The sequence below is a fragment of the Aquitalea magnusonii genome (assembly GCF_003202035.1).
Classification (GTDB): Bacteria; Pseudomonadota; Gammaproteobacteria; order Burkholderiales; family Chromobacteriaceae; genus Aquitalea; species Aquitalea magnusonii.
On record NZ_QJKC01000015.1, the window covers coordinates 59,587 to 78,093 of the forward strand.

Annotated in this window: 21 protein-coding genes; 8 read left to right on the forward strand and 13 right to left on the reverse strand. The window is 61.1% G+C overall.

Translation table 11 applies throughout. The annotated features are described in order from the left end of the window. Positions 1-81: 81 nt before the first annotated feature. From DFR38_RS15760 to DFR38_RS15775, 4 genes are all read left to right on the forward strand, one after another. Positions 82-984: an ABC transporter permease gene (locus DFR38_RS15760; RefSeq protein WP_110313613.1), complete on the forward strand. Its 903-nt coding sequence runs from the start codon at positions 82-84 to the stop codon at positions 982-984. Beyond that, a complete protein-coding gene (locus DFR38_RS15765) occupies positions 981-1,775 on the forward strand; it encodes an ABC transporter ATP-binding protein (RefSeq protein ID WP_059285766.1) in 795 nt (264 codons plus the stop codon). The genes DFR38_RS15760 and DFR38_RS15765 overlap by 4 nt, the downstream gene beginning before the upstream one ends. Before the next feature lie 125 nt (positions 1,776-1,900). After that, positions 1,901-2,596, forward strand: coding sequence for an SIMPL domain-containing protein (locus DFR38_RS15770; RefSeq protein WP_059285767.1), 696 nt, complete (start codon positions 1,901-1,903; stop codon positions 2,594-2,596). Positions 2,597-2,704: 108 nt separating this feature from the next. Beyond that, entirely contained in the window at positions 2,705-3,316 is a 612-nt protein-coding gene (locus DFR38_RS15775) for a glutathione S-transferase (RefSeq protein ID WP_059285768.1), read from the forward strand. Between the two features lie 56 nt (positions 3,317-3,372). Here DFR38_RS15775 and DFR38_RS15780 read toward each other — a convergent pair whose 3' ends face one another. Beyond that, on the reverse strand, positions 3,373-3,696 hold the full coding sequence (locus tag DFR38_RS15780; protein ID WP_059285787.1) for a YnfA family protein: 324 nt from the start codon (positions 3,694-3,696) through the stop codon (positions 3,373-3,375). Positions 3,697-3,748: 52 nt separating this feature from the next. Beyond that, entirely contained in the window at positions 3,749-4,648 is a 900-nt protein-coding gene (locus DFR38_RS15785) for a LysR substrate-binding domain-containing protein (RefSeq protein WP_110313614.1), read from the reverse strand. A 94-nt stretch (positions 4,649-4,742) separates the two neighbouring features. Here DFR38_RS15785 and DFR38_RS15790 point away from each other — a divergent pair, with 94 nt between their 5' ends. Then, positions 4,743-5,012, forward strand: coding sequence for a DUF2917 domain-containing protein (locus tag DFR38_RS15790; RefSeq protein WP_082693414.1), 270 nt, complete (start codon positions 4,743-4,745; stop codon positions 5,010-5,012). A 16-nt stretch (positions 5,013-5,028) separates the two neighbouring features. Further along, positions 5,029-5,634: a glutathione S-transferase family protein gene (locus DFR38_RS15795; RefSeq protein WP_059285788.1), complete on the forward strand. Its 606-nt coding sequence runs from the start codon at positions 5,029-5,031 to the stop codon at positions 5,632-5,634. 113 nt (positions 5,635-5,747) lie between these two features. Here DFR38_RS15795 and htpG read toward each other — a convergent pair whose 3' ends face one another. From htpG to DFR38_RS15840, 9 genes are all read right to left on the reverse strand, one after another. Then, on the reverse strand, positions 5,748-7,649 hold the full coding sequence (htpG, locus tag DFR38_RS15800) for a molecular chaperone HtpG (protein ID WP_059285770.1): 1,902 nt from the start codon (positions 7,647-7,649) through the stop codon (positions 5,748-5,750). A gap of 72 nt (positions 7,650-7,721) precedes the next feature. Continuing rightward, a complete protein-coding gene (xdhC, locus tag DFR38_RS15805) occupies positions 7,722-8,711 on the reverse strand; it encodes a xanthine dehydrogenase accessory protein XdhC (protein ID WP_059285771.1) in 990 nt (329 codons plus the stop codon). Between the two features lie 39 nt (positions 8,712-8,750). Continuing rightward, positions 8,751-10,106: a nucleobase:cation symporter-2 family protein gene (locus DFR38_RS15810; RefSeq protein WP_082693411.1), complete on the reverse strand. Its 1,356-nt coding sequence runs from the start codon at positions 10,104-10,106 to the stop codon at positions 8,751-8,753. A gap of 139 nt (positions 10,107-10,245) precedes the next feature. After that, positions 10,246-10,749 (reverse strand): ureidoglycolate lyase, encoded by a 504-nt coding sequence (locus DFR38_RS15815; RefSeq protein WP_059285773.1) that lies wholly within the window; start codon positions 10,747-10,749, stop codon positions 10,246-10,248. A 39-nt stretch (positions 10,750-10,788) separates the two neighbouring features. After that, on the reverse strand, positions 10,789-11,829 hold the full coding sequence (gene alc, locus DFR38_RS15820; protein WP_059285774.1) for an allantoicase: 1,041 nt from the start codon (positions 11,827-11,829) through the stop codon (positions 10,789-10,791). A 59-nt stretch (positions 11,830-11,888) separates the two neighbouring features. Continuing rightward, positions 11,889-12,512: a LysE family translocator gene (locus DFR38_RS15825; protein WP_059285775.1), complete on the reverse strand. Its 624-nt coding sequence runs from the start codon at positions 12,510-12,512 to the stop codon at positions 11,889-11,891. After that, complete coding sequence (gene uraD, locus DFR38_RS15830; RefSeq protein WP_059285776.1) at positions 12,509-13,039, reverse strand: 2-oxo-4-hydroxy-4-carboxy-5-ureidoimidazoline decarboxylase; 531 nt, start codon at positions 13,037-13,039, stop codon at positions 12,509-12,511. The genes DFR38_RS15825 and uraD overlap by 4 nt, the downstream gene beginning before the upstream one ends. Further along, positions 13,036-13,974: an allantoinase PuuE gene (puuE, locus tag DFR38_RS15835; protein WP_059285777.1), complete on the reverse strand. Its 939-nt coding sequence runs from the start codon at positions 13,972-13,974 to the stop codon at positions 13,036-13,038. Before puuE ends, uraD begins: the two co-directional genes overlap by 4 nt. Positions 13,975-14,001: 27 nt before the next feature. Next, complete coding sequence (locus tag DFR38_RS15840; RefSeq protein WP_199053329.1) at positions 14,002-14,757, reverse strand: GntR family transcriptional regulator; 756 nt, start codon at positions 14,755-14,757, stop codon at positions 14,002-14,004. 159 nt (positions 14,758-14,916) lie between these two features. Here DFR38_RS15840 and uraH point away from each other — a divergent pair, with 159 nt between their 5' ends. Beyond that, positions 14,917-15,270 (forward strand): hydroxyisourate hydrolase, encoded by a 354-nt coding sequence (uraH, locus tag DFR38_RS15845; RefSeq protein ID WP_059285778.1) that lies wholly within the window; start codon positions 14,917-14,919, stop codon positions 15,268-15,270. A gap of 28 nt (positions 15,271-15,298) precedes the next feature. Further along, positions 15,299-16,564 (forward strand): urate hydroxylase PuuD, encoded by a 1,266-nt coding sequence (locus DFR38_RS15850; RefSeq protein WP_059285779.1) that lies wholly within the window; start codon positions 15,299-15,301, stop codon positions 16,562-16,564. 233 nt (positions 16,565-16,797) lie between these two features. Here DFR38_RS15850 and DFR38_RS15855 read toward each other — a convergent pair whose 3' ends face one another. Both DFR38_RS15855 and hyi read right to left on the reverse strand, forming a co-directional pair. Then, a complete protein-coding gene (locus tag DFR38_RS15855) occupies positions 16,798-17,682 on the reverse strand; it encodes a 2-hydroxy-3-oxopropionate reductase (RefSeq protein WP_082693412.1) in 885 nt (294 codons plus the stop codon). 20 nt (positions 17,683-17,702) lie between these two features. Continuing rightward, positions 17,703-18,482, reverse strand: a complete 780-nt coding sequence (gene hyi / locus DFR38_RS15860) for a hydroxypyruvate isomerase (RefSeq protein ID WP_059285781.1) — start codon at positions 18,480-18,482, stop codon at positions 17,703-17,705. Between the last annotated feature and the right edge of the window lie 25 nt (positions 18,483-18,507).

Genomic DNA, 18,507 nt, shown 5'->3' on the forward strand with positions numbered 1-18,507 from the left:
GTCCGTCATCACCGCCCTGCCTGCCCTGGCAGGGCCCGCCGGCTCCCCCATCCGGGCAGCCGGTTTGTCGTAGAGGTTTTCATGTCCCTGATTTCACTGATGGGCGCGCTGGAAATCGGCCTGATCTTTGCGCTGGTCGCACTGGGCGTGCTGATTTCCTTTCGCCTGCTCAATTTCCCCGATCTCACCGCCGACGGCAGCTTCCCGCTGGGCGGTGCCGTCGCCGCCGTATTGATTGCCGGCGGCCATGACCCGTGGCTGGCCTGTGGCCTGGCCGCCATCGCCGGCGCCGCCGCCGGCTGGCTCACCGCCTGGCTGAACGTCCGCCTGGGCATACTGCAATTGCTGGCCAGCATCCTGGTGATGATTGCGCTGTACTCGATCAACCTGCGCATCATGGGCGCGCCCAATATCGCGCTGATCGGCCTGCCCACTGTGTTCACCCCCTTTGTCAGCACCGTCAATGACAATGCCTGGCTGATCCAGCCGGCGGTACTGGCCGTCATCGTGGTGTTGGCCAAGCTGTTGCTGGATGCCTTCTTTGCCTCCGAAGCCGGACTGGCGCTGCGCGCCACCGGCGCCAATCCGCGCATGGCGCGTGCCCAGGGCATCTCCACCGACCGCATGACCCTGGCCGGCATGGCGCTATCCAATGCGCTGATTGCCCTGGCCGGCGCCCTCTATGTGCAAACCCAGGGCGGTGCCGACATTTCCATGGGTATCGGCACCATCGTGGTCGGCCTGGCGGCGGTGATCATTGGCGAAACCCTGCTGCCACCACGCAGCCTGTGGCTGGTGACCCTGGCCACCGTGCTGGGCGCCCTGCTCTATCGCCTGCTGATTGCCCTGGCCCTGAATGCCGACTTCATCGGCCTGCAAGCGCAGGACCTGAACCTCATTACCGCCGTGCTGGTGGGTCTGGCGCTGGTACTGCCCAAGATCAAGGCCAAACTGCGCAACAAGCAAGGAGGACGCACCGCATGATGCGCGCCGACAATCTGTTCAAAACCTTCAACCCCGGTACGCCGCTGGAAAACCCGGTGCTGCGCGGCCTGTCGCTCACCATCGAATCCGGCCAGTTCGTCACCGTGATCGGTAGCAATGGCGCGGGCAAATCCACCTTTCTCAATGCCATCAGCGGCGACATCAGCCCGGATAGCGGCAGCCTGTTTATCGATGGCCAGGATGTGACGCGCCAGACGGCCTGGCAACGCGCCGGGCTGGTAGCCCGTGTGTTCCAGGACCCGCTGGCCGGCACCTGCGAAGGCCTGTCCATCGAGGAAAACCTGGCGCTGGCCATGCAGCGCGGCCAGGGGCGCGGTCTGTCACGGGCAGTGAAAGCCAGCTATCGCGAACAATTCCGCGCCAAGCTGGCCACCCTGCAACTGGGGCTGGAAAACCGGCTGGGCGACCGCATGGGCCTGCTCTCCGGTGGCCAGCGCCAGGCAGTGAGCCTGCTGATGGCGTCCTTGCAGCCTTCGCGCCTGTTGCTGCTGGACGAGCACACCGCTGCGCTCGACCCCAAAACCGCCGCCTTCGTGCTGCAACTGACCGACCGCATCGTCAGCGAAAACCAGCTGACCGCGCTGATGGTGACCCACTCCATGCGCCAGGCGCTGGATCATGGCCATCGCACCGTGATGCTGCATCAGGGCCGGGTGGTGCTGGATGTCAGCGGTGAGGAGCGCAGCCGCATGGATGTGCCCGACCTGCTGGCCATGTTCGAGCAGACACGGGGCGAAAAGCTGGACGACGACGCCCTGTTGCTGGGCTGAGCCTGCGCAAGATCGTTGGCTGGGACGGCACAGCCCAGCCAACGACCATTTTCTTGTCATAAAAACGAACCTTCTGCAGCAACTCTGCTCAAAAGCCTGTTTGAAAACATCAGCAGGGAGCTTGCATGAACAACTACCTCATCCCCGCCCTGATCTGGGCCAGCCTGTCCGGGGTGTCGGCCATGGCCAGCGCGGCCGACACTATCGAATTGCGTCTTTCCGCCTCAGCCCAGCAGGAAGTGGCCAATGACCAGCTGCAGGCCACACTGTATTTGCAGGACAGGAGCGAGCAGCCCGCGCTGCTGGCAGACCACCTGAACAAGGGCATTGCCCGTGGCCTGGCGGCCGGCAAGGCCTACCCGCAGGTGGAGCTGAGTAGCGGCAGCTACAATAGCTGGCCCAGCTATGACAAAGGCGGCAAGATCAATGGCTGGCAAGGCCGGGCGGAAATCCGCCTGAAAAGCCGCAACATGACGCAGGCGGCGGAACTGGTCGCACAATTGCAAAAAACCATGCTGCTGGAGGGTGTGCAGTTCAGTGTTTCCGATAATGCCCGCCGCGCCGCTGAAAAAGCCATGATTCCGGCCGCACTGGCAGAAATGCAGCAACAAGCCGATATCACCGCCAAAACCCTGGGGAAAAGCCGGGTCACCATCAAGGAACTGGAATTCGGCAATGCCGCCCCGGCTTATCGCCCCCCCATGCTGATGCGGGCCGCCGCCGCGCCCATGGCCAAGGAGATGGATGTGGCCCAGCCAGACTGGCAGCCGGGGCAAAGCCAGCTGCAGCTGCAGATTACCGGCAAGATCGAACTCGACTAGCTCACACTCAACTAGGGCTTTATGCATGCGCAGCCATGCGCTAAAGTAAGCACATAACGGGCTGAGTTCATCAGCCCGCTTTTACGACCCGCCGAGCACCCTACCACCATGAAACTGATTGCCTCCCTCACCAGCCCGTATGCCCGCAAGGTACGCATCGTGCTGGCCGACAAGAAGATTGATTGCCCGCTGGAAGAGGACATGCCATGGAATCCGGACAGCCAGGTCCCGCATTACAATCCACTGGGCAAGGTCCCCGTGCTGGAGCTGGATGACGGCAGCACCCTGTTCGATTCACGGGTCATCGTGGAATACCTGGACAATATCTCGCCGGTGGCGCGCCTGCTACCGCAGGAAAACCGCCGCCTGATCAACACCCGCCGCTGGGAAGCGCTGGCCGATGGCATCACCGATGCTGTGGTGGCCATCGTGCTGGAGCAGCGCCGCCCGGCCGACAAGCAGATGCCGGAGTGGATTGCCCGCCAGCAGGACAAGGTAGACCGCGGCCTGGCCGCCCTGTCCAGCGACCTGGGTGAACGCCAGTGGTGCAATGGCGAGAGCTACAGCCTGGCCGATATCGCCGTCGGCTGCTGCCTGGCCTATCTGGATTTCCGCTTCCCCGCCATCGACTGGCGTGCCAGCTATCCCAATCTGGCCACCCTGCTGGAACGCTTGTCCACCCGTCAGTCTTTCATCGATACCCAGCCACCCGCAGTCTGAGCCAGGCACATGAAAAAACCGGGCCAGTCCCGGTTTTTTGTTGCGCCCCCCCACGCTCATGCCTGCCGCGGTGCCAGCATGATGATGCCCATCCCCAGCAGCGCCAGCGTGGCCCCCAGCACATCCCACAGTCCCGGCCGCACCCCATCGACCAGCCACAGCCACAGCAAGGCCACCACCACGTAGACACCGCCATAAGCAGCATAGACACGCCCCGCCGCGGCCGGATGCAGGGTCAGCAGCCAGACAAACAGCAGGAGTGCCAGCGCCGCCGGCAGCAACAGCCAGACCGAGCCCTGCTGCTTCAGCCACAACCAGGGCAGATAGCAGCCGGTAATCTCGGCCAGAGCGGTCAGGCCAAACAACAGCAATAACTTCAACAAGGCCACAAATGTTTTCCTTTAGTCGATTTTCCCGGCGCCGCTGGCAAGGTCAGTGGGCGGCCTGTGCCAATTCCTGTTGATACGCGGCCACTTCTTCTGCCATCCAGCCGGCAAAATCACGCTGTTTGCGCTGCGAACTCTCCCGCGCCGGCCACACCAGCCAGTGCGGGTAAGGATAAGACACCACGATATCACTCAGCTGCACCAGCGTGCCGGCTTGCAAGGCGGCATGCACCAGGCTGCGCCGCTCCAGCGCCACCCCCTGCCCCTGCTGTACCGCCTGCAGCACCAGATTGGAATCGTTGATCCACAAACCGGCCTGGGCCGGCTCGGCCACGCCGGCAGCCTGACACCAGCCCATCCAGCTCTCCACCGTACGCACCACCGGCCCGGCCACGATCTCGGCCGGCGTGCGCGGCAACCGCCCTTGACGGAAGCTTGGCGCAGCCACCACCACCAGTTCGTCATCAAACAAATGCTGTTGTTGCAGCCCCTCCCAATCGCCCTGCCCCATGCGGATGCCGATATCCACCAGCCCCTGGCGCAAATCCTGGATATCCAGGCTGGCACGCAGGCTGATGCGGTAGTGCGGGAAACGCGCCTGAAAGCGTGGCAGGCGCGGCAGCAGCCAGTGCGCGCCAAAGGAAGGCAGCACCGCCAGCACCAGCTCGCCATCGCGCGGCCGTGCCTGTACCAATCGTGTAGCCTCGGTTAATTCTGCCAGACCGACCCGCACCTGCAGCGCATACAGCCGGCCATCTTCGGTCAGGCGCAAACCACGCCCCTCACGCACAAACAACACCACACCCAGCAAGTCCTCCAGCTGGCGTATTTGCTGGCTGATGGCCGAGTGGGTGACATGCAGCTCGCTGGCGGCCAGGGTGACGCTACCCAGGCGGGCCAGTGCTTCGAAACTGCGCAGGGCAGATAGGGGTGGCAAGGCTCTCATGTAAGAAAAACTAACATGAATTCCAAATAAATATCAATTTTCCGCAGCCAGCCCGACGCTTATAGTGAACTCACCCCCACGCAAGGAGATGACCATGGCCCATTCATTACGGCTGGAACTGGCGGATGGCGAACTGCTGGTGCTACAGCTTGCCCGGCGCTGCCAGCTGTTTGCCCGCAGCGGCGCGCACTGGCTGACCATTGATGGCCAGGACATTTGCCTGCACGATGGCGAAACCGTCGACCTGCCTGCCGGCAAATTATTGCTGGAGGGCCGTGGCCAGCTGGAGCTACGGCTCTGCGCCGAACAGGCAGCTGCGCAACATGCCTGGCTCAGCCTGGGCAGCCATTACCAAACCGTTTGAACCGGAAAGGATGATCATGCAACTGATAGGCATGCTGGATTCCCCTTATGTACGCCGTGTCGCCATCAGCCTGCGCCTGATGGCGATTCCCTTCAGTCACCGTGCGGTATCGGTATTCCGCCATCTGGCCGAGTTTCAGGCCATCAACCCGGTGGTCAAGGCACCAACCCTGATTCTGGACGATGGCAGCACACTGATGGACTCCACCCTGATTCTGGATTATCTGGACACCTTGCATCCGGAACGCAGCCTGATGCCACCAGCCCTGCCACAACGCCAGCGTGCGCTGCGCTTGCTGGGGCTGGCGCTGGCCGCCATGGAAAAAAGCGTGCAGCTGGTTTACGAGCAGCGCGTGCGCCCCGAAGACAAACGGCATCAGCCCTGGCAGGAGCGGGTCAGTGCGCAGCTGCTGGCCGCCTATGGCTTGCTGGAGCAGGAGCTGGGCCGCGAGGCGCTGTCACTCAACTCGCTGGATCAGGCCGGCATCAGTATTGCCGTGGCCTGGCGCTTCAGCCGGGAAATGCTGCCACAGCAATTGGCCTGGGACGATTTTCCGCTGTTGCAGCAATGGAGCGCGCAGGCAGAAGCCCTGCCGGCCTTTCTCGCCACGCCGTTTGAGTAGCCCGGTCACCGCCAGCCGGCAAGGCCTGCTTGCCTTGCCCTCACCGGATACAAAAAACCGCCTGTCCTCAGCCAAGGACAGGCGGTTTGTCAGGTCACTGCGTGCATTCAGCCTCAGGCCGTCAGCTCCAGCAGCAGCTTGTTGATGCGCTTGACGAAGGTGGCCGGGTCTTCCAGCTTGCCGCCTTCTGCCAGCAGAGCCTGGTCGTACAGCACCTGGGCCAGATCGGCAGCACGGCCAGCATCGGACTCTTCGGCCAGACGTTTCACCAGTACGTGTTCCGGGTTGATTTCCAGCGTCGGCTTGCTGGTTTCCACCTTTTGTCCTGCCGCCTTCAGCATGCGCTCCAGATGCGCGCTCATATCATGCTCGCCGGCAACCAGGCAGGCCGGGCTATCGGTCAGGCGCACCGTGGCGCGCACTTCCTTCACCTTGTCACCCAGGGCATTCTGCACTTTTTCCACCAGCGGCTTGGCAGCTTCTTCAGCCTGCTTCTGGGCTTCCTTGTCGGCTTCGTCTTCCAGTGCGCCCAGGTCCAGTTGGCCCTTGGCGACCGACTGTAGCGACTTACCGTCAAACTCAAACAAGGAGCCGACTACCCACTCGTCCACGCGGTCGGTGAGCAGCAGCACTTCCACGCCCTTCTTCTTGAACACTTCCAGGTGCGGGCTGTTGCGGGCAGCGGCCAGGGTGTCGGCGGTGATGAAGTAGATCTTGTCCTGACCTTCCTTCATGCGGCCGATATAGTCGCTCAGGCTGACCGTCGGCTCGTCACCGTCCACTGCCGTGGAGGCAAAGCGCAGCAGCTTGGCAATGCGTTCCTTGTTGGCGTGGTCTTCGCCCACACCCTCTTTCAGCACCTGGCCAAACTCTTTCCAGAATGCCGCATACTTTTCCGGCTGATTGCTGGCCAGATCTTCCAGCAGGCCCAGTACCTTCTTGACGCAACCGGCACGAATGGCGTCGATATCCTTGCTTTCCTGGAGGATTTCGCGCGATACGTTCAGCGGCAGGTCATTGCTGTCGATCACCCCGCGCACAAAACGCAGGTATTGCGGCATCAGCTTGTCGCTGTCTTCCATGATGAACACGCGGCGCACATACAGCTTGATGCCCTGCTTGCGTTCGCGGTCCCACATATCGAACGGCGCACGCGCCGGGATGTACAGCAGCTCGGTGTATTCCTGGCGGCCTTCGACACGGGCATGGCTCCAGGCCAGCGGGTCGGTGAAGTCGTGCGCCACATGTTTGTAAAACTCGATGTACTGCTCGTCGCTGATCTCGCTCTTGCTGCGGGTCCACAGCGCGGAGGCGGCATTGACCGCTTCCAGCTCGTCGCTTTCGATCACTTCGCCGTTTTCGCCGTAGCTATTGCCCTTCTTCATCAGGATGGGGATGGAGATGTGATCGGAGTAGGTCCGTACGATGCGCTTGAGTGCCCAGTCATTCAGCAAATCGTCTTCACCTTCCTTCAGGTGCAGCACGATGTCGGTACCACGACCGGCTTTTTCCACCTGTTCCAGTGTGTATTCGCCTTCTCCTTGCGATTCCCAGCGCACGCCCTCGCTGGCGGCGCTGCCGGCACGGCGGGTGGTGAGGCTGACTTTGTCAGCCACGATAAAGGCCGAGTAAAAACCGACGCCGAACTGGCCGATCAGGTTGGCGTCTTTCTTGGAGTCGCCGGATAGCTGTTCGAAGAAGGCCTTGGTGCCGGATTTGGCGATGGTGCCGATATTGGCAATCACCTCGTCACGGTTCATGCCGATGCCGTTGTCGGAAATGGTGATGGTGCGGGCTTCCTTGTCGAAGCTGACGGTGATGTTCAGCTCGGCATCATTCTCGAACAACTCGGGCTTGGCCAGACCTTCAAAACGCAATTTGTCGGCTGCATCCGATGCATTGGAGATGAGTTCTCGCAGGAAGATCTCCTTGTTGGAATACAAGGAGTGGATCATCAGGTGAAGGAGTTGCTTGACTTCGGTCTGAAAGCCCAGGGTTTCTTTCTGTGCGCTCATGGTCTCTATTCATCAGTGGTTGGGTAATGGTGAGCTGACAGATAGGGGCAGAGTTAAGCGATTTCAATACCCTTACCCAGAATGCGGTCGCGGCAGCGGTGTGCCGGACAGCTGCAGCAGCTCGGCCACCACGGCAATGGCCACTGCGGCCGGCTGGCGACTGTCGATGCCGGCGATGCCGACCGGACAGCGTATCGAGGCAATCCGCCCCAGCGGCAAGCTGCCCATCAGCCGCAGATTAAAGCTGGCCAGCTTGCTGTGACTGCCCAGCAAGCCGACAAAGCGCGCGTCAGCACGCTGCAGTATCTGCTCGATCCAGCAATAGTCCAGCAGATCGCTATGCGTCATCACCAGCCAGCAGGCGTCTGCCGGCAACTGTCTGTTCAGCTCGACGCCACCCAGCAGGGTCGTGACATGCTCCGGGCAGGCCAGCGGGAACATGGCGGGCCGGTTATCCAGCCAGATCAGCCGGACCGGCAGCTCCCCCAGCAGGCGGCTCACCGCACGTCCGACATGGCCGGCCCCACACAGCACCACAGTCAGTTCGGGCGCCGCCAGATCGTCTTGCAGCACGGTTGGCTCGGCCAGCCAGCGCACTCCCTCACCGCTGCCGGCAGGCCAGCTGCAACGCACGGGCGCAGCAGAATCCAGCAGCAGCGTCCGCCGCAAAACCCGCCCCTCGCGCCGGGCTTGCCAGGCCAGTTCCAGCCATGGCTCATCCTGCCGGTCCAGCTTCTCAAACAACAGCCATACCTTACCGGCGCAGCAATACTCACCCGCCGGCCCCAGCTGAAAGCACAGGCAATGCCGTAGCACCTGTGGCTGGGCCAGCAGGCGACGGGCATGGCTGCATGCTTGTTGCTCCAGCCAGCCACCACCCAGCGAATCGGCTTGCCAGTCCTCAGCCAGTGCCAGCCGAGCGCCGGTTTCGCGCGGTACCTGCCCCTGGCTACGCACCACGGTCACCAGCATGGCCTGACCTTGTTGCGGTAGTTGCCGCCGCAGCGCGGTCAGCCAATCCCCCTCCAGCAGCATCGCCCTTTCCTTTTCCATGCGGCTCATCAGGCAGCCAGCGACCCGCGCGCAGGCGGGTCTACTAGCTCAATGCCCCGGCACCGACATCACCTCGGTGGCGCTGGCTTCGGTCAGGTCCGCCTGACCCAGGCCATTGAAAAATGCATTAAGCACCACGGCGGTCAGGCTGGCCAGCAGGATGCCGCTGTGCAATAGCGGTGCCATGCCGGCCGGCATCTGGCCAAAAAAGTCTTTGGCCACGGTGGGAATCATGCCCATGCCCAGGCTGATGGCGACGATGTACAGGTTGTAACGGTTGTGAAAATCCACCCGCGACAACACCTTGATGCCGGTGGCCAGCACCATGCCAAACATCACGATACCGGCCCCGCCCAGCACGAAGGGGGGAATGGAAGCCACCACGATGGACATCTTGGGCACCAGGCCAAAAGCGATCAGGATAAAACCGGACATCACGCACACCCAGCGGCTGCTGACCCCGGTAATACTGACCAGGCCGATGTTTTGCGAAAACGAGGTATGCGGGAAGGTATTGAACATGCCACCCACCATGGTCCCCAGTGCATCCACCCGCAGGCCGCGTACCAGATCATCGCGCCGGACCGGACGATCGACGATTTCCCCCAGTGCCAGAAACATGCCCATCGATTCGATGAACACGATCAGCATCACCACGGTGAGGGTGATGATGGACCACAGCTCGAACCGTGGCGCACCAAACTTGAAGGGCGTGATCAGGGCAAACCAGCTGGCATCCTGCAAGCCGTTGAAATCCACCTTGCCCAGCAGCAGCGCGATGCAGAAACCCAGCACCAGGCCCAGCAGGATGGAGATATTGGCCAGGAATCCACGGGCAAAGCGGATGATCAGCAGAATGAAGATCAGCACGCTGAGTGAAATACCCAGATAAAGCGGGCTGCCGTAATCAGGCGAACCCAGGCCGCCGGCCGACCAGTTGATGCCGACACCGATGATGGACAAGCCAATGGAGGTAATCACCACCCCGGTGACCAGTGGCGGGAAAAACCGGATCAAGCGGCCGATCAGCGGCACCAGCAGCAGCGACAGCAGGCCGGCAGCCATGGTGGCACCAAAAATGCCGGGCAGGCCCAGTGCCGGATTCTGGCCAATGGCAATCATCGGCCCCACCGTGGCAAAGGTCACCGCCATGATGACCGGCATGCGAATGCCAAAGCCCTTAAAGCCCAGGCATTGCAGCAGCGTGACCAGGCCACAGCAGAACAGGTCGGCACTGACCAGAAAGGCGATCTGCTCCTTCGGCAGCCCGACAGCGCCACCGACAATCAGCGGCACTGCCACCGCTCCGGCATACATCACCAGCACGTGTTGCAAGCCCAGTGTGAACAGCTGTACCAGCGGCAGCTTTTCGTCCACCGGATGAACAGTTTGCGTCGAGTTCATCGAGTCTCTCCTTCGCATGAGTCTTCCGCCAGCGCAAAACACGCTGTACGGGTGGGTGGCTCGCCTGACGACGGACGTGACGGGGCCACCCTGTTGCATCAACAACAAGGACTACAGCAGGAACCATCAGGGATTGAGGCTAGCTGGCGGCCTCGATGCGATAGCTCGTGGACAAGGCAAACTCATCGCAGTTGTGCCCGCTACCGACACGGTCGACCACGATGAAATCTCCTTCCCGCCCCAGACTGATCAAGGGGTGATGCCAGCAGCCACGGCGATAGTTGACCCCCTGGTCGGAATAGGCATGAAAGGCGCGCAAGCCGCTTTCATCCGGCAGGCCGTTTGGCAGGCTGGGGGCCACCACCACGATGAAAGGCACACCGTTGCAGGGGATGAAGGACTGACTACCCAACGGGTGACGTTCGAGCATGCTGATGCTCAGGGGAAAATCAAAGGCTGCGCCACGTGCCATGCTGATGGCGGGCAACCCGTCCTCACCCACCACCTCGACCATGCCCAGCTTGTGATAGCGCTGGGTACTGCCGTTATTGATGGGAAACCAGTCGCTGCCTTCGATTTCAATGACATCGCCAAAAGGGGCGAACGCTTCCTTGCTCAGTGCTTCCAGGACAAGCTGGGCCATGGTGTTTCTCCTCTTCAGAATCGGCGGGTCTGATGGCTGTCAATCAACCAGACGGCCCCAGATGCGCAAGCGGCTGACGCCACCATCGGGGAAGATGTTCAGGCGCACATGATTGACCGGCCCCAGCGGGCGGATCTGCTCGCGGTCATAAAAGTGCTGCTTGTCCATGGCAGTTTTTTGCTCGGGCAACAAGGTGTCCCAGAACATGGCCTGGGTCACGATGGACTGATCGGTACCCTGGGTCACCCGTGCTGCCTGAATGGAAACGCTGTCCGGATAATTGCCCTTGAAATGGGCGGTATCCACCTCGATACGCTCGACAACGGCAGTGTGCCCCAACTGGATGATGCACCAGTCGTTGCCGGGTTCACGGCGGCGGCGGGTTTCCCAGCCATCGCCCATATTGATGCCACGACCAGGCATGATCAGGCGAAAGGGCACGCCGAAATGGGCATCGTTATAGGCAACGATACGGCCCCCATGCTGTAGCGCCGATACTTCATGCAGGGCAGAACGGTCCTTGCCCGCCCAGTCGCTGTCGGGCTGGCCATACACCCGAAAACGCGCCACGCCGCCATCCGGATAGATGTGCAGCCGCAGATGTGTCCACACCCGTTGGTCATCGATGGCAAAAAAGTGATGCGCGTTGCTGCCCAGCGCTGCCGCCGGCAGGATTTCGGTCCATACCGTATGCTCGTCAGGTGCGCCGGCGATATGGCAAGCCTCCACCGAGGCGGCAGGCGGGAAGTTGCCGGTAAAATGGCTGGTATCGATATCCAGTCCCTTGATCACGCCAGGCAGGCCCAACTGGATGAGCGCATGATCATGCCCGCCATTACGGCGACGGCGCGTCTCCCAGCCATCCATCCATTTGCCGTGATCGTCAAACTTGCCGACCACGAACACCGGTGACGATGACTTCAGCATGCGCTCTGCCGGCGCAAACCACTCGTCCGAGCAGGACAGCACGCAAGCACCAAAATCCGGATCGGCCAGATTGACATGGCGACGGGCAAACTCGGGTAATTCAACCGGCGCAGCAGGTACAACGGTCGCCGTGGGATGCAATGCAATACTCATGATGTCTCTCTCCTTTATTTTTGCTTTACCACCAACACGATTTGCTACTTACCACTCCTTCACAGGGCAACGCTGGCCAGGGTCTGCCCCAGCAGTACGCCGCCCATCACCACAAAACAGATGGCAGAAGCCATCAGGAACAGCCGGCGCAGCGCAGCCATGCTGGACAGCAGCCGGCTGGCCAGCAGGCCATAAGCCAGCTTGCACAACAGATCGACCACCATCCAGCCCAGCACCATCCACAGCAGCTGCGGCAACAATGGTCTGGACGACGTCATGAATTGCGGCAGCAAGGCCAGGAAAAAAGCGATGTCCTTGGGATTGCTGATCCCCAGCAAAAAGGCTTTGGAAAATAACTGCGCCCGTCCCTGGCGACCATCAGCCGCCCGCGCCGCGCTATTGCGTCCCTGCCAGGTACGGATGCCCAGATAAAACAGGTAGCAGGCGCCCATGGCTTGCAGCAGCAGGAAGCTGCGCGGCGATGCCAGCAGCAAGGAGCCGATACCCAGGGCCGACAGCAGCAGCAGGCTGACCGAAGCCAGCACGCCGCCGGCGATACCGGGCCAGCTCTTCCAGACGCCAAACTGCAGGGCATTGCCCACCATGAACAGTGACAGCGGCCCGGGTACGGCAATCACCACGGCAATCGCCAACAGATAGAGGCCCAGCGTTTCCGGACTCATGCACAAACGCTTTCCGGGAGCAGTGCCTCCAGACGCAAGCGACCGATACGATAGATCTGCTCCAGGCACTCGCGCCGCTCCTCCTCCACGCCCAGTTGCAAGCGGCGTTCGAATTCGCGGATGATGCCCGCCCGGTCATAGCCGCGCACCGCCAGGATGAAAGGGAAGCCGAATTTGCTGCGGTAGGCATCGTTCAGCTCAGTCAGCCGGGCAAACTCCTCCGGGCTGCATTGATCAAGCCCTGCTCCGGCCTGCTCGGTGCTGGACTCTGCCGTCAGCTCGCCGCGTATCGCGGCCTTGCCGGCCAGCTCAGGGTGAGCCCGGATCAGCGCCATCTGCGCGGCATAGCCGGCCTTTTCCACTTCCCCGGCCATGACGGCAGCCAACTCGGCCACCGAATGGAAAGGACGCAAGGCTGCGGTACGCTCTGCCACCCAGGGCGAGTGTTCGAAGATACCGCCCAGCACCGCGACAAAATCATCGAATGGCAACTGGTTCAATAATGACAGGGTGAGAGGCTGGTTCATCGGCAGGACTCCAGAGCGGGGTGGGGATAATGACGCAGCCAGTGCTGGGCGATATCGACACGACGGCATACCCATGCCCACTCATGCTGCTGCACATAATCGAGAAAACGCTGTAATGCGGCAAAACGCCCCGGGCGACCAATCAGGCGGCAATGCAGGCCGATGGACAGCATGGCCGGCGTGGTTTCGCCTTCGGCATACAGCACGTCGAAGCTATCCTTCAGATACTGGAAAAAATGCTCGCCGGTGTTGAAGCCCTGCACTGAGGCAAAGCGCATATCGTTGGCATCCAGGGTATATGGCACCACCAGATGCGGCTTGCACTGGCCATTGCCCAGGCGGACTTCCGTCCAGAAGGGCAGCTCATCGCCATAGTGGTCGGCGTCGTAGAGAAATCCGCCCTCCTCCACCACCAGCCGGCGGGTATTCGGGCTGTCGCGGCCGGTATACCAGCCTGCCGGATGCGCTCCGGTCAGTTGGCTGATGATTTCGACACAGCGCTGCATGTGTTCGCGCTCCAGGCTGATATCCGCATTCTGGTAATGCAGCCAGCGGTAACCGTGGCAGGCCAGCTCATGCCCCAGCTCGACAAAGGCCGCAGCCGCTTCCGGATTGCGCTCCAGCGCCATGCCGACCGCAAATACCGTCAGCGGCAATTCGCGCTTTTCGAACTCACGCAAAATGCGCCATACCCCGACCCGCGAACCGTACTCATACAGGCTTTCCATTGACATGTGCCGCGCAGGGTAGGCCGCTGCGCCCACGATTTCGGAGAGGAACTGCTCGGATGCCGCATCACCGTGCAGCACATTGCTTTCTCCCCCTTCCTCGTAGTTGAGGACAAACTGCACGGCCACCCTGGCCTGGCCTGGCCAGTTCACCTGGGGCCGTTGGCGGCCATAGCCGATCATGTCGCGCGGATACGCCTGTTGCATGCGTTGAACTCCTTCGGTCTTGGGCCACTAAAGCTGGCGATGAAACATCGTCCATGGATCAGGTACATTTCTGTCGGCAAAATGCATGCGCTCTTCGCAATCCTGCAAATGCTGCCGCATGGCGTGCTGCGCCCCTTGTCGGTCTCCCCGGGACAACTGCTGCAGGATCTGCTCATGCTCATCGAATGAGCAGGCACTGCATCCCGGCTTGTCGTACAGGGCGATGATGAGCGAGGTGCGCGAACACAGGCTGTTCATCAATTCGGTCAGTACCTCGTTTTCCGCCAGACGCACCAGCTGCACATGAAAGGCATTGGACAGGCGAATCCAGCTGACCCGGTCCTGTCGCTCGAAAGCCGCCCGCTCCTGCCGCACCATTTGCCACAACTGCTGCAGGCGATCTGGCAAATCGGGCAGGCTCAGCAATTTATCCAGAATGGCAGCCTCCACCATACGTCTGGCCTCGAACACATCGCGGGTTTCCTTGATGTCCGGCTGCGCCACAAATGCCCCGCGATTGGGCTGCAGCTCAACAATCTTGTCATGCTGCAACTGGGCCAATGCCGCTCGTACCGTGCTGCGCGAACAGGCAAACGCATCGCACAGCACGGCCTCGGTCAGCTTGACGCCTGGCCGCAGACGCTGGTCGATCACCGCATCGAAGATTTCCAGGTACAGCCGATCCACTTCGCCCGGCGGCTGGCCTTCGTCACGCCAGCTGGAGGCCGGCGGTGCAGCCATGACGTCCTCCCCTTCCTGCACAGGCCATTGATGATTGTTCATTTTTACAATTTCCACAATACGGTAATGACTTCCAAAATATTGTTGACAATTATCGACAGGATAAAACAATATCGTCAACTCAAATCGCCCATGCTTTGCACAACAACAACAGCCCGCCGCTCACAAACCGCGCAGGGCTGGCACATCGGAGACAAACAAATGGGAAAACTTTCCACACACGTGCTGGACACCATGCATGGCCGCCCCGCGGCCGGGGTGCACGGTGAGCTGTACCGGATACAAGAAGAGGGACGCACGCTGCTGCGCCGCTTTGATACCAACGAGGATGGCCGCTGCGACGAGGCGCTCCTGTCTGGTGCGGCCATGCAGGCCGGGGTGTATGAGCTGGTTTTTCATGCCGGCGACTATTTCGCCAGCCAGGGGGTGGATCTGGCACAGCCCTGTTTTGTCGATCAGGTGGTACTGCGCTTTGGCATTGCCAATCCAGCCGAAAACTATCACGTCCCGCTGGTCGTCACGCCCTGGACGTACTCGACCTACCGCGGTAGTTGACCCCTACTTTCGATCAGGAACTTCGCTCATGGAAAGCTACCTCCTCGAGTTCGGCAACCTGCTGCTACGCTGGTTGCACGTGATCGCCGCCATTGCCTGGATTGGCGAGTCCATCTACTTTGTCATGCTGGACAACAGCCTTACCCCACCCAAGGGAGAGCAAGACCCGCGTTATGACCTGCTGGGTGAGATGTCCTCGGTGCATGGCGGCGGCTTTTATCACAACCAGAAATATCTGACCCGCCCGCCTTTTCCGCTGGATGACAAACTGCACTGGTCGTTCTGGAAGTCCTACACCACCTGGCTGTCCGGCTTTGCCTTGCTCTGCCTGCTCTATCTGAGCAACCCGGCGGTCTATCTGGCCAATCCGGCCAGCCCATGGGCCTGGGCCGCCGTGCTGACGCCGACCGAGGTCAATATCGCGGCCATTGCCCTGCTCATCGTCGGCTGGCTGGTTTACGACGAACTATGTCGCCGCATCAGCCCGGAAATGCAGCGCGATGGCCTGCTGAGCGTGGCAGTGGCGTTCATGATGGCCGGCGTGGCTTACTTCAGCGCCCATGTCTTCCAGGGGCGCGCCGCCTTTCTGCTGACCGGCGCGGTCATGGCCACCTGCATGTCGGCCAATGTGCTGTTCTGGATCATCCCCGGCCAGCGGCGGATGGTGGCCGCGCTACAGGCCGGAGAAGCGCCCAATCCGCTGGATGGCAAACGCGGCAAGCAAAGATCGGTGCATAACACCTACTTCACCCTGCCGGTCGTGTTCCTGATGATCAGCAATCACTATGCCTTTGCCTATAGCAATGACACGGCCTGGTTCATCATGGTGTTGTTCATCCTGGCCGGCGCCTTGATCAGGCAATATTTTGTACTGCGTCACCGTGGCGAGAACGTACTGACCCTGCTGGCTGCCAGCGCCATCATGCTGCTGGTCATCGGCATGATTGCCGCCCCCTCCAGCACGCCGAGCGACAATGCGACTAACAGCGCAAGCGCAGCCAGCAGCCATGTCACACCCTCTGCCAGCACCCAGGCAGAGGACAAGGGCAAGGACAGCGGGATGCAGAGCGTTGCCAGTGTGCTGCATCAACGTTGCGTCGCCTGCCATGCCGCCAAACCAAGCCAGCCGGGCTTTGCCGCAGCACCAGCGGGTATCCGGCTGGATAATGAGCGGGACATCCGCTTGCATTACCTCAAGATCAAACAGGCTGTCGCCAGCAAATACATGCCGCTGGCCAACACAACCAAGATGAGCGAAGAGGAGCGTCAACTGATTGCCCAGTGGCAGCCATAGCAAAAGCAGGCAGGACACGAAGGGAGCATGGCCCGGCTGCTGGCAGGCCGTTTGACACTGCCGGGCAACAGCTGGCTCAGCCTGTCAGCCGGTCTGCTGACGCATACAGTGGTTGAATGAAACGGCGCGACAGGGCCCGGTGTGATAAACAGCCTTGTCAGCAATCAGTAAGGGGCGGATTTCTCCGCCCCTTTTTTCACATCCGTCTTGATGGCGGCTGGCTGCCAGCTGCCTTACTGGGCCGGGATGGCAAAGTCTGACAATTGCTCCAGCGCCCGGACCATGGCGCTGTGATCCCAGGCTGCCCCGCCCTGTGCCACGCAGCTATTGAATAATTGCTGTGCCAGTGCCGTTGCCGGCAGGGCCAGGGCCATTTTCTGGGCATTGGACAAGGCCAGGTTCAAGTCCTTCTGATGCAGGGAGATGCGGAAGCCAGGATCAAAAGCCCGCTTGACCATGCGTTCGCCATGCACTTCGAGAATCCTCGACGAGGCAAAACCGCCCAGCAGCGCCTGACGCACCTTGGCCGGGTCAGCACCGGCACGTGCCGCAAACAACAGCGCTTCGCCCACCGCTTCTATCGTCAGTGCCACAATCATCTGGTTGGCCACCTTGGCTGTCTGACCGTCACCATTTTCACCGACCCGGGTGATGTTCTTGCCCATCAATTGCAGCACCGGCAGCAAGCGCTCGAATACCGCCTGCGGCCCACCGACCATGATGGAGAGGGTTGCCGCCTTGGCTCCCACTTCGCCACCGGATACCGGTGCGTCCAGATAGTGGCCGCCCAGCTGTTCGATACGCTGGGCATACTGTTTGGTGTCCAGTGGAGAGATCGACGACATGTCGACTACAACCTTGCCGGCCAGCTCGGCCTCCGCCACTCCTCCGGCACCAAACAATACCTCGCCCACATCCGGGGTATCCGGCAACATCAAAATGATGACTTCGGTCTGCTGGGCCACCTGCCGGGCCGTTTCACACAGCGTCAGGGGCTGGCCGGTCAGGGACGACGGCAGGCCGCTGCGCGAATTGACAAACAAGGTATGGCCGGCTTGTAGCAGATGCCCGGCCATGGGCGCGCCCATGATGCCCAGTCCAATGAATCCTATCTTCATTGCCATCTCCTTCTGTCTGTTCAGGAAAGATATTGCTTGGCCCAGGCCAGGCCGGCCTGGGTGCCATTGCGCGGTTTGTACTCGCAGCCTATCCAGCCCTGATAGCCGATTTCATCCAGCAAACGGAACAGATAGGGATAATTGATTTCGCCCGTTCCGGGCTCGTGCCGACCAGGGTTGTCAGCCAGCTGGATATGGGCGATGTGCGCCAGCTGCGACTGCAGGGTCTGCGCCAGTTCGCCTTCCATGCGCTGCATGTGATAGATGTCGTACTGGACAAACAGATTGTCACTGCCGATATCCCGTATCAGGGCCAGTACCTGGCGGGTGCGCGATAGCGCAAATCCCGGGATGTCAAAGGTATTGATGGCCTCGACCAGCAATTTGATCCCCTCGGCCCGCAACGCATTGGCAGCAAAGCGCACATTGTTGTAGAGGGTTTCCTCCACCGTGTCGGCATCGACTCCCGCCGGACGAATGCCGGCCAGTACATTCAACTGGCGACATCCCAAAGCCTTGGCATAGGCGATGGCTTCACCCACCCCATCCTGAAACTCGCCGACGCGGTCGGGCAGGCAGGCAATGCCACGCTCTCCGGCCTCCCAATTCCCGGCGGGCAGGTTATGCAGCACCTGCACCAGCCTATGCTTGTCCAGCTGCTCGGCCAGCTGCAGCTTGTCGTAGGCATAGGGAAACAAGTACTCCACACCATGGAAACCGGCAGCGGCGGCCGCCTGAAAACGCGACAGGAAATCGACCTCGCCAAACAACATGGTCAGATTGGCAGCAAATCTTGGCATAAGACTCTCCCGATAAAGGTGGCAA